Below are 12,734 nucleotides of genomic sequence, written 5' to 3' on the forward strand. Positions count from 1 at the left end.
TTCATCATGTGGCGTACCCTAGCCGGCTGCATGCTCCTGGCGTGGGCCCTGATCGCAGGTGCTGCCGGCGCCGACGCGCCCCCCCTCGAACGGGCGAACGCCTTTCTCTCGCCCCAAGGGATGATTGTCGGCGGGTTTTCGGCCCCCGCATCACCGGTTCCCGGGCGTCCCCCTACCGGCGCCTATCTCAAGCTGCTTCACCCATCGGCCCTGGCCGCGAACGGTCCCGACCTCTACGTTACCGATAGCGGCCAACGCTTGCTCTTGCGCATCGACACGGTCAGTCAGTCGATCACGCCCCTGCGCGAGGTACCGCCTTTGCCCGGGGTACGCGTCAAGGTCGGTGCCGACGGCAGTGTCTATGTGGTCCGCCCGGATCGCAGGGAGGTGACGCGTCTTGCGAGGGACGGGCGCCCGATTGCCACCTTCAGCGCCAAGTTCGAAATCCTTCAGCCCGCCGACATCGTCATCGAACCCACCCTCAACCGGCCGTGGATATCGGATGCGGCCGGGGGCGTGTTTGCCTTCCACCCGTCCGGGCGAAAGAGCGAACCCCTTGTAGGGCGCGGCGACGGATTTTCCGACGAATTCGGCGGAGCAACGCTTCTCGCTGCCAGCCGCGAACGCGTCACCGGATTCGACCCGCGCTGCCGCTGCCTGGTCGATTTCGATCGCGAGGGCGCCGTGATGGGCAAGTACGGAGAAGGCGAACTGCTGAACCCGGCGGATCTTGCGCTCGATGCCGGCGGCCGCACGTGGGTGGTTGACCGGGGCGACCGACGCCTCAAGATCTTTGAGCAGGGCAGGCTGGTCGCCGCACTGCAGCCCCCGCAGCTCGGGCTCGTCGACATTACGGCAATCTCGATCGATTTCCATACCGCGTACATCGCCGATGGCCCGGCCGGCCGGATCGGAATTTTCGGCATCACCCCGCCCTCACGGAGATGAGCTTGAAACGCACCGTGTCGTCCGCTCTTCCATGGCTGATTCTTGCGCTTGCCATCTCTATGGCAGGATGTGCGACGCAGTCCACGCCGGCACGCCTCCATTACGGGCTACTCGATGCGCCGGAAGGAAAGCGGCTCATGTGGCCGGCCGAACCGGAGGTGCCCCGCTATCAGTTCGCCGGCCAGCTCACCGGCGAGGAAAATTTCGTCCGCGAGGGCGAATCGAAAGGCGTCGGACGCTTTTTCGCCTGGGTGGTCGGCCTGATGGAGGAGGAAAAGCCGAACGTCCTGCAGCGGCCCCAGGCCGTGGCTGTGGACGAACGCGAACGGATCTTCGTCAGCGACGTGAGTCGCGCCGCGGTCTTCGTCTTCGACAAACCCGCCGGTGAACTCAAGGTCTGGGAGTACGCCGTAGGCCTGCGGCGTTTCGTCTCCCCGATTGGCGTCGCGCTCGCCGAAGGGGGCGGGATCTGGGTTGCCGATTCGGAGCTGCAGGTCGTTGCGCATCTGGATGCGCAGGGAAACCCGCTGCCGCCCATCGGGGCAGGCGTCTTGCAGCGCCCCACGGGGATCGCACGTGACCCGGCGACTGGCCTGCTATACGTCGCCGACACTTACGCCCACGACATCAAGGTCTTCGGCACTGACGGCCGACTGGAGAAGATCATCGGCGAGCGCGGGGAGGCCCCCGGAGAGTTCAATTTTCCCACCCACATCGCAGTCGCCCACGGCAAGCTTTACGTCACGGACACGATGAACAGCCGGGTGCAGGCGATTCCGCTCGAGGGTGACGCCAAACCGCAGATCATCGGACGACGCGGTCTTTACTATGGCAATCTCGTTCGCCCCAAGGGCGTCGCCGTCGATAGCGAAAACAATATCTACATCGTCGAATCCTATTACGACAATTTGTTGATTTTCAACGAGTCTGGGGATTTCCTGATGCCCATCGGCGGAGTCGGTCAGGGGACAGGCAATTTTTATCTCCCGGCAGGGGTCTGGGTCGATTCCTTCAACCGTGTATTCGTTGCCGATACGTTCAACGGACGCGTGACGATCTTCCAGTACCTTGGCGGAGCAAAGGCCGACGAGGAATGATGGCAGTACGGACGGCACGATGGATGGCGCCGTGAAGCGGAACGGACTGGCGCAAGCAGCCTCCGGGCAGGCGCGAACGGACAGCGGCGATCCGACCGAACGAAGTTCCGCGGGCGTGGGCCTGGTGCGCCGCCTTGCTTCGCTCCGGCTGACCCTCGCACTGATCGTACTTCTGGGCGTCGGTGTCGCATTCGCCTACCTCCGGGAAGGCGCCCGAACCTGGCCTCTGGTGGTGCCGCTCATCTTGCTGGCGATCAATCTGATGGCCGCAGTGATGACCAACGGCGTGTTCCGGCGCCAGACGGCGCTGCTCGTCTTTCACCTCGCCCTGGTCGTGCTGCTCTTGCTGGTCGCGGCGGGACGACTGACCTACCTGAACGGCTATGTCGGCGTTACGGAGGATGTGCCCTTCGAAGGCGAACTCTCGGAATCCGACCGTGGCCCCCTGCACGCTGGTGCACTCTCCGGCGTGCGCTTCGTGAACCGGGGTTTCCACATCGACTACGCCCCCGGACTGCAGCGAGAGGCCACGCGCAATCAGGTCGCCTGGCAAGGATCGGACGGCCGCTGGCACGACGAACTCATCGGCGATCAGAAACCCCTGGTCGTTTCCGGCTACCGCTTCTACACCACATTCAACAAGGGGTTCGCCCCCACGTTCCGGTGGCGCGACACTCATGGTTATGTCGTCCGCGGGTCCGTGCAACTTCCTCCTTATCCCCTGAAGGAATACAGCCAGGCCGCGGAATGGAGCCCCCCCGGCAGCACGCTTTCGATCTGGGTGTTGCTGGACATCGACGAAATCATTCTCGATCCTGCCGAACACACATCGTTCCGTCTTCCGGAACACTATAAGCTTGTCGTCCGGATCGGCAGGGAGCGCCATGAAATGCATCCGGGTGACTCACTGCAGACTGCCGACGGCACGCTCGAATTCGAGGGCCTGCGCAACTGGATGGGCTATCGCGTGTTCTACGACTGGACCCTGCCCTGGCTTCTGGCGGCGTGTGCGGTTGCGGTCGTGAGTCTGGCCGCGCATTTCTGGAGAAAATTCACGGCGAGGCCGTGGGACGCATAGTATGGAACAGGAACTCCAGGTCCTTTGGGTCGCGGTGACGGCCTATGTGTTTGCCGGTGTCGTTGCCGTCGTAGGCGTGGTGCTCGGCAAGCGGCCGGAACGCTCGGTCCTCGCGCTCATGCTTGCGGGACTGGCGCTCCAGACGCTGTCGATCGGACTGCGCTGGGATCGGCTCGGGCACGGCCCTTTCATCACGATGTTCGAGATCCTTTGCTCGAACGTGTGGAGCCTGATGACCGCCTACACGCTGGTTTACTGGCGGATTCCGCGGATTCGCGCATCCGCTGCCATCGTGATGCCGCTGATGTTCATCATGCTGGGCTGGCTGATGGTCGCCCACCCCGGCGAGGGCCACTACCCCCCGACCTACAATACCCCCTGGCTGTACATCCACATCGGGCTCGGCAAGGTGTTTCTCGGCGCGGTGCTGGTGGCCGTGGGCCTGTCCTGCGTGATTCTCCTGCGACATGCCGGCATCGGGCTGCAGCGGCTCGCACAGCTGCCCGCCAGCGCGCAACTCGACGAACTTGCCTTCCGCTGCATGGCGATCGGCCTCATCTTCCACACCCTGATGCTCATCGCGGGCGCCATCTGGGCGCAGGACGCGTGGGGGCGTTATTGGGCCTGGGATCCGCTCGAAACGTGGGCCTTCATCACGTGGTTGACGGTCGCATTCACGATTCACGCCCGTCTCGCCTACCGCCTGTCGCCCCCGGTACACGCCGGCCTGGTGCTCGCCGTGTTCGTCACGGCTTTCCTGACCTTCTTCGGGGTCCCGTTCATCTCCGCCACCCCGCATCAGGGGGCCGTGTGATGACGCAAGGGCCGCGTATGCCACCCGGGGTCTCGCACCGTTGGCTGCTGGTCGCCGCATCATCGCTCGGCCTGTCCGCGGTCGCCGCCATCGCCCTCGTTCTCGCCCGCACCCCCGTACTGACCTCCCTCGTACCACCGGACAGCTTTCCGCGCGCGCTCGTGGTGCACGTCAATCTCGCCACCTTGCTGTGGTATTTTGCGATGGCAGCGGCACTGTGGACTGAAACGCTGGACGCACGCCGTCAGCGGATTGCCGGCACGCTGCAGCTCGTCGGGGCCGCCGGGGCGCTCGGCGTGATCGCAACCGGCCTGCTGGCCCCGGGAAGCCCGGTCCTCGCGAATTACGTCCCCTACCTCGATCATCCGCTGTTTCTCGGATCGCTGGCGCTTTTTGCCGGAGCAGGACTGGGCACGGCGGGCATCTCGCTGATCCGCCCCCGCGATGTCGCCGAATGGGGCTTCGCAATCGCACGCCTGCCCTTCATCATGGCGACAATCTACCTGCTGCTGGCGTGGCATCGGGAGATGCCGCTCATCGACGCCCTGTGGGGCACCGGCCACATCCTGCAGTTCGGATTCGTCACCCTCATGATGTCGATCTGGCTGCGGCTGTCGGAACGCGCCGGCGCGAGCGGCCCGCCGCCGGCGATTGCAATCCCCCTGTTCGCCCTCGCTTCGCTGCCCGCGATCATCGCTCCGTCGCTGCTGCTTGCCGGCGTGGATCACGGCACCCTGCACGACCTCCACACCCAGATCATGCGCTGGTCGAACTGGCCCGCTCCGCTGGCCTTCGGCCTGCTGCTCGCGTTCCAGAAGAATGCCCGTCGTGCCGACGGCTTTGCGGCCTCGCTCGGACTCTATTGCATTGGCATTCTCGCGGGGGCCGCCATCGACAGCCAGACAACCCTGATACCGGCTCATTATCACGGTACAATCGGTGCCTTCACGCTTGCACAAATGGCTGCGGTATTCGCGCGTTTATCGCCGACTCAGGGCGCCGAACGATCAACCGAACCGACCCGCAGGCCGTTGTCGATCTATTTCTTCGGCATCACGACGCTGATTTGCGGCCTCGCATGGAGCGGCATGCTCGGCGCCCCACGCAAGGTGGCCTTCAGTGCCGCCGGGGCGGAGCTCCCTGCGATCATCGCCGCCGCGCTGACCGGCCTGGGCGGCACGGTCACGATCGTCGGTGTCGGATACTTCGCACTCATTGCCGCACCCCGGATTGTCAAACTATGCCAGGCAGCCTCGAGCCCGATCTCCCCGCACAACTCCCCCGCAGCCGCCGCGACGTTCGCCGCCGCGCGATAGCCATCACGATTCTCGCCACGCTGGCACTCGGAGGATTGCTGGCTTTGGCGCCACAACGTGGCGATCTCAAGCCGCCACCGCGCCTCGCCTTCGCTGACCTGCTCACTCTCAAGTCCCGCAATCCCCTGACGAACGCGGCGACGATGAAGGAGGTGCGGGCACGTTTCGAACAAGGCGTCGCCATGCTCCACATGCGCCAGTACGAATACGCGCTGACCGCCTTTCATCAGGTCCTTGCCTTGAGTCCTGAGCTTCCGGAAGCGCACGTCAATATGGGATTCGCGCTGATCGGACTCCAGCAGTGGAAGCATGCGCACGATTTCTTCCAGTCGGCCATCGAACTGCGCAAGGAGCAGATCAACGCCTACTATGGGCTCGCCATAACCCTCGATGCGCTGGGGGACCGCGCCGGTGCCATGGGCGCCATGCAGACCTACCTCCATAGAGCACCCGCTGACGATCCCTTCCGGGCACGCGCAGAGGCGGCCCTGTGGGAATGGCGTACGGCACAGCAGAACCCTGCCGCTGCCGTCGGCAGCGCAGGAACCGATGGACGCTGACGCCACAGCGCAGCCGACAATCGGCCAGTCGGCCCCAACCTTCGGGGCCGAGGGCAGAGGCACACCGCAGTTGCCGTCACCCGAGCGCAATGGCTCGCGCCCGACCGAGTGTTACAGGCGCAACTCGCGGCCAACGTCCTAGAATACGAGACAAGGCCGACAGCGCTGGAACAGCCCATAGCATTCTTAAATTCAAGAATCCATTCTCGCGATCGACACAAACAGTTACATTCAACGGAGAATAAGCAGCCACCGCAGGCTGCGAAACAGTACGCCAATGGTGATAGCAAGACGGCGCGTTTCTTGCTTGGCGCATCCGTCCGACACACATCGAGGCCCCATCGCGACGTCAGATGTTTGAACGATGGACGAACTCGGTGCAACAGTATGAGCTTCCGGCGCCTTGTGAGTCTGGTACGGCGACCGGGACGATTACACTCGTTAGGTTGCCAGCCGGCGGAATCTCGGGCAATTTGGCTGGCTGGAACGGTTCACGTTTTCAAGAGGGTTGAACTATGAAGCAGGTCCCGTGGGTAACAAGAATCCGCCGTGGGCTCACTGCGCTGCTGTTTGCCGTGGTGGCCATCACGCTGTGGACCCCGGCCGACAGCCGCGCCGAATATGGCGACATCGTCATCAACAACTATGCTGACGCGGCGGGCATGCGGCCGGCGATCTTCCCGCACTGGTTCCACCGTATCCGCTTCCGCTGCAAGGTCTGCCACGCGGACCTGGGATTCCAGTTCAAGGCGGGCGGCAACGAGATCACAATGCTGAAGATCATCGACGGACAGTTCTGCGGCGCCTGCCATAACGGCGAAGTCGCATGGTCGGTCGAAAACTGCGACCTGTGCCACTCCGGCAAACCGAACACTCCTACGCAAGTGCACGAAAGCACCATCCAGAAACTGGCTGTTCCCGTCGGGCAAGGAGGTAGCAAGAAATGACCCGCCGCATTCCTACCCTTCTCCTGACAGTCTTTGCCGCCGGCCTGTTCGGCTCGACAGCCGTCGCCGCCCAGGACGCCAAGGGCAAGCCGGCCGCAGCGCCGGCTGCCGCCCCCGCACCAGCCCCCGCGCCAGCGCCAGCGGCCCCGGCAACCGACGTGAACCGCTTCAACCGCCTGCTGAAGCCGGCCAGCCAGCGCAACCTGCCGCCGATGCAGGACGGCATCCATGACCCCACCAGCGAAGGCACTGCCGCACTGATGCCGCCGCTGGCCGCGTTCGAGACGCTGCCGCGCAGCAATGCCGGAAACCGCGTGAACTGGGTCAAGGCCCTCGAAGACCGCGCGATCAACCCGCGCTGGGACCGCATCGATCCCAACGCGGCGCCGGTGGTGATGGACCTGAACATCGTCCGTGAAGTGAAAGGCTCGATGCCCGATGTCGTCTACCCGCACAAGCAGCACACCGAATGGCTTGACTGCTCCAACTGCCACCCGGCAATCTTCATCCCGCAAAAGGGTGCCAACCAGATCAGCATGGCGGCCATCCTTCTCGGGCAGAAGTGCGGCGTGTGCCACGGCAAGGTCGCCTTCCCTGTATCCGAGTGCCGTCTGTGCCACTCGAAGAAGAAGGATGGGCCGGTCGCCCGTACTGGCCAGTAAATCGGTCAGCAAGTCGTTTTGAAGTCGAAAACCTGCATGCCCAGGAGTCCGCAATGATGAAATCGACCCGCCGTAAAGGGATTCTTGGACATGCAGTGCTTGCATTGGCACTCGTCGCTGCCAACTCCGCTCTGGCTCAGAGCGGACCGGCACCGTCGGGCAGTGCGTCGACCCGGCTCCAGGCCAACGAGCCCGATCGAGCCCAGCTCGAACGCCGCTTCGAATCGGTCGGAACACTGATCGAAAAGTCGACTGCGGCACGCCAGATCGAAGCCAGCGGCGAAGCGGCCGCCATGGAAAAGCGCAAGGCAGCGAAGGAACAATACACGCAGGCCAAAGCCGCTTTCGACGCGGGCGATCTCGCGAAGGCATCCACTCTGCTGTCCGCCGCAAGCAAGACCATGTTCGAGGCGGCACGCCTCGCCGCACCCGAGAGCGTCACCGCCCAGAAGGTCGAGACGGACTACAAGAACAAACTGGAAAGCGTGCGCGCCCTCCTTGCCGCACAGCAACGGATTGCGTCGGAAAAGGGTAACAAGGAATCGCAGGAAAGCAGCCGCCAGGTCGAGGCGCTCATCGCCGACGCCGAGCGCAAGGCTGCTGCCGGCCAGTACGCAAGTGGTCGCACGATTCTCGAACAGGCCTACCTGCTCGCCAAGGCATCGGTCAGCTCCATGCGCTCCGGCGACACGCTGGTCAGATCCCTGAACTTCGCTTCCAAGGAAGAGGAGTACCACTACGAGATCGACCGCAACGAGACGCACAAGATGCTCGTGAAGGTTCTGCTCGAAGACAAGCTCGGGGGCGCGCCCATGAGTCCGCGCGTCACCGAGTTCCTCACCACTGCGGGCGCACTGCGCGGCGAAGCCGAAGCGGCCGCCTCACGCAAGGACTACGAAGCGGGCATCAAGCTGCTCGAACAGTCGACAAGCGAGCTCGTGAAGGCGATCCGCAGCGCGGGTATCTACATCCCCGGCTGAGCTTCCGCGGCCACGGGACTTGATCACAGGCCCATCAGCGGCCGCACGGCTCGCCCCCGCAAACGGGAAGGGCCGAATTTCCTGATATCAGGAAACCACTCAAGCGGGCATTTTCGCCGCGGTCCGCAAACCCCCGCGGCGCTGGGGCCGCTGGCCGAATGCCGACCCATCTCCAGGCCGGCATGCCGATTGCTAGCTGAGACGTACAGCCCCGCAATCCAACGCGCACAACCCAATGCCCGCATACAGCAGCGCCCTCCGCTCGGACGATCCGCCGCTTCTGACCGCCTGGTCGGAGGCGACGCCGCAGCGCGGGTACGTTCTGGCGACGCGTCTGTACCCATGGTTTGGCTGGGCCGCCGCAGTGTTGTGCTCGCTCGGCCTCTTTGTCGGCCTGATCCTGGCGCCGACGGATCCGCATCAACACGAACATTACCGCATCGCATTCATCCACACACCGGCGCTCTGGCTATCGGTCGTTATCTATGTCGCAACCGCAGTTACGGCTGGCTACGGTCTCGCGAGAAGGCAGCGCTTTCTGTCGATGCTTGCCTCGGCACTCGCGCCGACGGGTGCAATGTTCGCGTTTCTGGCGCTATGGACCGGATCCCTCTGGGGGAAACCGATCTGGGGCACATGGTGGGTATGGGAGGCGCGCCTGACTGCAGAGCTCCTGGTGCTCTTTCTGTTTCTCGGCTACGTCGCCCTGCAGGAAGCGATCGATGACGCCCGTCGCGCAGACCGGGCAAGCGGCCTGCTTGCGCTGGTCGGCGCTTTTGGATTGCCGCTCCTCTATTTCTCGGTGTTCCGTTGGAGCGCCATGTACGGCACTGCACCGCACGGCTTGGCGGCACCAGGAAACCTCGTCGTCACTGCGGGACTTCTGCTGATGGGTCTCGGATTGTTCGCGTACACCGTCGCAGCGACCCTCGCCCGGCTGCGAAATGTCATCCTCAAGCGCGAACGAAACAGCGAATGGGTTGCACGGAATTTCGGAGCACGATCATGAACTGGAGTGGCTGGAGCGAATTCTGGTCGATGGGGGGAGATGGCCTGTACATCTGGAACGCCTACCTTGTCACGGTCGTCGTGATCCTCACGGAAATTGGGGTCATCGCATTGACGCGCCGTTCTATCCTTGAGCATCTTGGCCGCTATGCCAAAATTGCACTAAAGGAAAGGAAGCCGCGAAATGAGGACTCGAGGTTCTGATCGGAAAACGCTGCCAATCAAGGTCCGGATCGCTTCATTGCTGAGGCAGGTCAGCCGGACCGCCATCACCCTTGCACTCGCCGCACTCCTGATTCCTGCGGTGGCACAGGCGGGCGCAGACGGCCCGCCTGCCTCGATGCCGGCCCTGTCGCTCATCAGTCTCGACGGAGCGGCAGTTCGCAGCCAGGACTGGCTGGGCGGCCGCCCGGCCGTCGTCAACATCTGGGCAACCTGGTGCGCGCCCTGCCGGACAGAAATGCCTTCTCTGCAGCGTCTTGAAGCGCTCCTCGCCCCCGACGGCATTCGCGTGCTGGCATTGTCCGTCGATACCGATCACAACCTGGTGCGCGAATTTCTCCTCAAGTACGGGATCAAGCTGCCGGTGAGCATTGCAGGCTCGCCGAGCCAGGCCATGACCGCGCTGGGGGTTGTCGCGCTCCCTCAGACCTTGTACGTCGGGGCCGACGGCCGCATCCTGGGCAGCCATCTGGGACAGCGAGACTGGGCCGACGCCGCCACGGTACGCGATGTGCGCAGCCGCTTTCCCGCGGCGGCATCGCGGAAACGCTGACGGAAAGACCATCCCACGCGGAGCAGCGGCCCGCGAACACGTCCGGTGAAACCCCAGAAATTCGTACGCACCGCACCGGATCGAATCGCCTGCTCGAACGGGGCGGCACGCAACTGTCGACGGGGGCCCCAGCCAGGCCCCGTCGGACGCGACGGCAACCATGCCGAGCGAACAGGCGCTGACTTGATGAATTGACGGCGCGAACTATCTCGCCCCCTCGAGCGAAGTGATCTTTGCAGCTCAGCGCGCTGCCGGCTACTCGTACAGGCGCACCAGGCGATCCGTCGCAACCAGTATCGAGTCCGCCGCCTCCGCGACGACCAGACGATACGATCCGGCCCCTTCCACCGACAAGGCGGTACCCAGCCATTCCCACTGGAGCGCGATTTCCGCAAGCTCGCGACGCGTTTCCGCGGTGTTGTCCGGCAACGCTGCCAAGGCCGTCAAGCCACGTCTGAACTCGTCGGAAGCCGATTCCATCTCGCGACGGCTTGCCGCGGTCTCGGCTCCCCACGAGTAGAGCATGTAGGCCTTCGCCGCGCGCTGGGAGAGCATGCGCAGGCGCCCCGCCTGATTCACCGCGTTTGCGCGACCGCCCTCGACGGCCGATTCCAGCGCCGCAGCGAACCGATCCGCACTCTCGAGTACCGCCAGGCTGCGCCGGGAAGCGAGCAGCGCGCGCTCCCTGTCCGCCGGCTCGGCAACGACCGCACGCAGTGCGGACCACTCGGCGACGAGCCGCTCATAAGGTGCCGCTGCCGAAGGAACCGGGGTCACGAGCGGCCGCAGGCGTTCCAGGCTGCGCTCGACACGTTTGATCGAGTCCTGCAATTGTTCGAGGGCTACAGCAGGCGTGACCTCCAGGCCCCATTGCGTATAGGCCTTGGCAAGACGTTGGGACAGCATGCGCAGCTCACCAGCCGAATTGACGTCGGCGGCCGTCGCCACGGCTTGCGGAGCAGCATGCGCAGCAAGAACCGTCGTCAGGGCCCACAGGAAAACGACCAGTTTCCGTATCATTCACGCCCCTCGCGTCAGAACACCGGAACGCCCATCGACTGCAATGCCCGCACGAGCTGGGCGGAAGCCTGTTCCATCAGCTTGACGGCCTCGGCGTGCTGGCCTGTCTTGGCCTGCTCTTCGGCCTGCGTGCCTAGCCTGCGCCCCTCCTCGACAAATCCGTCTACCAGACGGCGCTTGTCGCCCGCGGCGCGGCCTTCGGCGATCATCATGTCCACCATGATCTCGTTGCTCGCGAAACGCTTCTTCTCGTATGCGTACTCGTCAGCCGGCGTGTCGAACTTCAGGGAAAGCAGGACCTCCTGTCCGGCGCGAAGGCGCGACAGTTCCTCGACTGCGGTCTTGTAAGCCTCGGCCATCTTCTTGCCGGCCTCACCGAGACGGCCGGCCTCCGCAAGCTGCTTCGACTCGGCGGTCAGGCCATCCACGCGCCGGAGCAGGGCCTTGGCCCCCGTGCCCTTTTGCGGGTCCTTGGCAAGCTCCTCGATCGAACTGCGGTACATCCCCACCTGGTCACCGAGATCCTGGAGGTTCTTGCGCTGGGCGCTTTCACTCAGCGCCCCCTCTCCCGAAGACATGCGGCGCGCTGCGCTCGACACGGAACGCAGGGCATCGTCAGCCAGCTTCGCGGCCTCGTCGAACCGCCCGTCGGCCAGCGCCTTGCGCGCGTCGTCGACCGCCTGGTGCCCCTGCTCGATGAGTGCCCGCGCGTCGGCTTCGTGCCCCTCGGCCGCGCCCCTGGCCGCCGGCGAGTTGATCAGGATGTCGACCAGCCGGATCTTCTGCTCGACCAGGCGCCGCCGCTGATCCGCGCCGTCGCCGGGCGCCTGCGCCCCTACGGTCGCGGCGAGCACCGCGGCCAGGAAACCCGTCATCCAGCGCAATCTCATTGGCCTCTCCGGATTTTCTGCGATCAAATCAATCGGAGTCCTGCCCGTGGCAACTGAGTTACTGCGAGATATGCGCCGCGAGCCGCTCAGTGTCCGGCCTTCGCCCCCCCGAGGAACGACCGCGCACCGGGATGACCATGGTCGGCAGCCGAACGGATCCAGCGCATGGCCTCCTCCTGGTCCTGCACCACGCCCTTGCCTGCCAGGAACAGCAGCCCCAGGCCATACTCGGCCTCGGCATGGCCCTTGCGTGCAGCTTCGAAATACCAGCGTGCAGCCTCCTGATCGGGATCCTGCACCGACTTGGGAAGCTTGTCACCGAACACGTACATGTTGCCGATGAAGAACATCGCATCGAGGTTGCCCTGATCTGCGCTGCGACGGGCCCATTGCAGGGCCTTCTCCTCATCCTCCGACACGCCGCGCCCATAGAAATACATGACCGCGAGTTTTTCCTGGGCGACCGCATTGCCTTGCTCCGCAAGTGGTGCAAGCTGCTTGGCGGCAGCATCGTACCGACCGCCATCGTACTGCTGGAGCGCATCGTCGATCGGGGCGGCATGTACTCCCCCCGCCAGCAACATCATGCAAAAGGCCAGACGACGCAACATGAAAGAACCCTCTCTCTATCAAACCAGA

General features: G+C 64.3%; 15 protein-coding genes. 12 read left to right on the top strand and 3 right to left on the bottom strand.

Going from position 1 to position 12,734, the window contains the following annotated elements; genetic code table 11:
- The first annotated feature begins 6 nt into the window (after positions 1-6).
- From GPA22_RS13190 to GPA22_RS13245, 12 genes are all read left to right on the top strand, one after another.
- The gene (locus GPA22_RS13190) at positions 7-948 is read left to right on the top strand and encodes an NHL repeat-containing protein (RefSeq protein ID WP_169256523.1); all 942 of its coding nucleotides are present in this window, start codon (positions 7-9) and stop codon (positions 946-948) included.
- A 2-nt stretch (positions 949-950) separates the two neighbouring features.
- Positions 951-2,045 (top strand): 6-bladed beta-propeller, encoded by a 1,095-nt coding sequence (locus GPA22_RS13195; protein ID WP_246264339.1) that lies wholly within the window; start codon positions 951-953, stop codon positions 2,043-2,045.
- A gap of 19 nt (positions 2,046-2,064) precedes the next feature.
- Entirely contained in the window at positions 2,065-3,123 is a 1,059-nt protein-coding gene (locus GPA22_RS13200; protein ID WP_246264341.1) for a cytochrome c biogenesis ResB family protein, read from the top strand.
- Between the two features lies 1 nt (position 3,124).
- Entirely contained in the window at positions 3,125-3,937 is an 813-nt protein-coding gene (gene ccsA / locus GPA22_RS13205) for a cytochrome c biogenesis protein CcsA (RefSeq protein WP_169256525.1), read from the top strand.
- A complete protein-coding gene (locus GPA22_RS13210) occupies positions 3,937-5,253 on the top strand; it encodes a hypothetical protein (protein WP_169256526.1) in 1,317 nt (438 codons plus the stop codon). Before ccsA (GPA22_RS13205) ends, GPA22_RS13210 begins: the two co-directional genes overlap by 1 nt.
- On the top strand, positions 5,178-5,813 hold the full coding sequence (locus GPA22_RS13215; RefSeq protein WP_169256527.1) for a tetratricopeptide repeat protein: 636 nt from the start codon (positions 5,178-5,180) through the stop codon (positions 5,811-5,813). The genes GPA22_RS13210 and GPA22_RS13215 overlap by 76 nt, the downstream gene beginning before the upstream one ends.
- A 515-nt stretch (positions 5,814-6,328) precedes the next feature.
- Entirely contained in the window at positions 6,329-6,760 is a 432-nt protein-coding gene (locus GPA22_RS13220; RefSeq protein ID WP_169256528.1) for a c(7)-type cytochrome triheme domain-containing protein, read from the top strand.
- On the top strand, positions 6,757-7,422 hold the full coding sequence (locus GPA22_RS13225; protein ID WP_169256529.1) for a c(7)-type cytochrome triheme domain-containing protein: 666 nt from the start codon (positions 6,757-6,759) through the stop codon (positions 7,420-7,422). Before GPA22_RS13220 ends, GPA22_RS13225 begins: the two co-directional genes overlap by 4 nt.
- 53 nt (positions 7,423-7,475) lie before the next feature.
- Positions 7,476-8,402 (top strand): hypothetical protein, encoded by a 927-nt coding sequence (locus tag GPA22_RS13230; RefSeq protein ID WP_246264343.1) that lies wholly within the window; start codon positions 7,476-7,478, stop codon positions 8,400-8,402.
- Between the two features lie 235 nt (positions 8,403-8,637).
- Entirely contained in the window at positions 8,638-9,411 is a 774-nt protein-coding gene (gene ccsA, locus GPA22_RS13235; protein WP_211169110.1) for a cytochrome c biogenesis protein CcsA, read from the top strand.
- Positions 9,408-9,614: a heme exporter protein CcmD gene (gene ccmD / locus GPA22_RS13240; protein ID WP_169256530.1), complete on the top strand. Its 207-nt coding sequence runs from the start codon at positions 9,408-9,410 to the stop codon at positions 9,612-9,614. Before ccsA (GPA22_RS13235) ends, ccmD begins: the two co-directional genes overlap by 4 nt.
- The gene (locus tag GPA22_RS13245) at positions 9,595-10,185 is read left to right on the top strand and encodes a TlpA family protein disulfide reductase (protein ID WP_246264345.1); all 591 of its coding nucleotides are present in this window, start codon (positions 9,595-9,597) and stop codon (positions 10,183-10,185) included. The genes ccmD and GPA22_RS13245 overlap by 20 nt, the downstream gene beginning before the upstream one ends.
- 255 nt (positions 10,186-10,440) lie before the next feature.
- On the opposite strand, the gene GPA22_RS13250 is transcribed toward GPA22_RS13245, so the two are convergent.
- The 3 genes from GPA22_RS13250 to GPA22_RS13260 all read right to left on the bottom strand — a co-directional run bounded on the left by GPA22_RS13250 (position 10,441) and on the right by GPA22_RS13260 (position 12,706).
- Positions 10,441-11,205 (bottom strand): type IV pili methyl-accepting chemotaxis transducer N-terminal domain-containing protein, encoded by a 765-nt coding sequence (locus tag GPA22_RS13250; protein ID WP_169256531.1) that lies wholly within the window; start codon positions 11,203-11,205, stop codon positions 10,441-10,443.
- A 14-nt stretch (positions 11,206-11,219) separates the two neighbouring features.
- On the bottom strand, positions 11,220-12,095 hold the full coding sequence (locus GPA22_RS13255) for a hypothetical protein (protein WP_246264347.1): 876 nt from the start codon (positions 12,093-12,095) through the stop codon (positions 11,220-11,222).
- Positions 12,096-12,181: 86 nt separating this feature from the next.
- Positions 12,182-12,706: a tetratricopeptide repeat protein gene (locus tag GPA22_RS13260; RefSeq protein WP_246264348.1), complete on the bottom strand. Its 525-nt coding sequence runs from the start codon at positions 12,704-12,706 to the stop codon at positions 12,182-12,184.
- Positions 12,707-12,734: the final 28 nt, after the last annotated feature.

It is taken from the genome of Aromatoleum toluvorans, assembly GCF_012910905.1.
In the GTDB taxonomy this organism is placed as follows: domain Bacteria; phylum Pseudomonadota; class Gammaproteobacteria; order Burkholderiales; family Rhodocyclaceae; genus Aromatoleum; species Aromatoleum toluvorans.

Coding starts and splice junctions, on each gene's coding strand:
- GPA22_RS13230 (WP_246264343.1), top strand. CDS start 7,476: ATGATGAAATCGACCCGCCGTAAAGGGATTCTTGGACATGCAGTGCTT.
- GPA22_RS13200 (WP_246264341.1), top strand. CDS start 2,065: ATGGATGGCGCCGTGAAGCGGAACGGACTGGCGCAAGCAGCCTCCGGG.
- GPA22_RS13245 (WP_246264345.1), top strand. CDS start 9,595: ATGAGGACTCGAGGTTCTGATCGGAAAACGCTGCCAATCAAGGTCCGG.
- GPA22_RS13250 (WP_169256531.1), bottom strand. CDS start 11,205: ATGATACGGAAACTGGTCGTTTTCCTGTGGGCCCTGACGACGGTTCTT.
- GPA22_RS13260 (WP_246264348.1), bottom strand. CDS start 12,706: ATGTTGCGTCGTCTGGCCTTTTGCATGATGTTGCTGGCGGGGGGAGTA.
- ccsA (WP_211169110.1), top strand. CDS start 8,638: ATGCCCGCATACAGCAGCGCCCTCCGCTCGGACGATCCGCCGCTTCTG.
- GPA22_RS13215 (WP_169256527.1), top strand. CDS start 5,178: ATGCCAGGCAGCCTCGAGCCCGATCTCCCCGCACAACTCCCCCGCAGC.
- GPA22_RS13220 (WP_169256528.1), top strand. CDS start 6,329: ATGAAGCAGGTCCCGTGGGTAACAAGAATCCGCCGTGGGCTCACTGCG.
- ccsA (WP_169256525.1), top strand. CDS start 3,125: ATGGAACAGGAACTCCAGGTCCTTTGGGTCGCGGTGACGGCCTATGTG.
- GPA22_RS13190 (WP_169256523.1), top strand. CDS start 7: ATGTGGCGTACCCTAGCCGGCTGCATGCTCCTGGCGTGGGCCCTGATC.
- ccmD (WP_169256530.1), top strand. CDS start 9,408: ATGAACTGGAGTGGCTGGAGCGAATTCTGGTCGATGGGGGGAGATGGC.
- GPA22_RS13255 (WP_246264347.1), bottom strand. CDS start 12,095: ATGAGATTGCGCTGGATGACGGGTTTCCTGGCCGCGGTGCTCGCCGCG.
- GPA22_RS13210 (WP_169256526.1), top strand. CDS start 3,937: ATGACGCAAGGGCCGCGTATGCCACCCGGGGTCTCGCACCGTTGGCTG.
- GPA22_RS13225 (WP_169256529.1), top strand. CDS start 6,757: ATGACCCGCCGCATTCCTACCCTTCTCCTGACAGTCTTTGCCGCCGGC.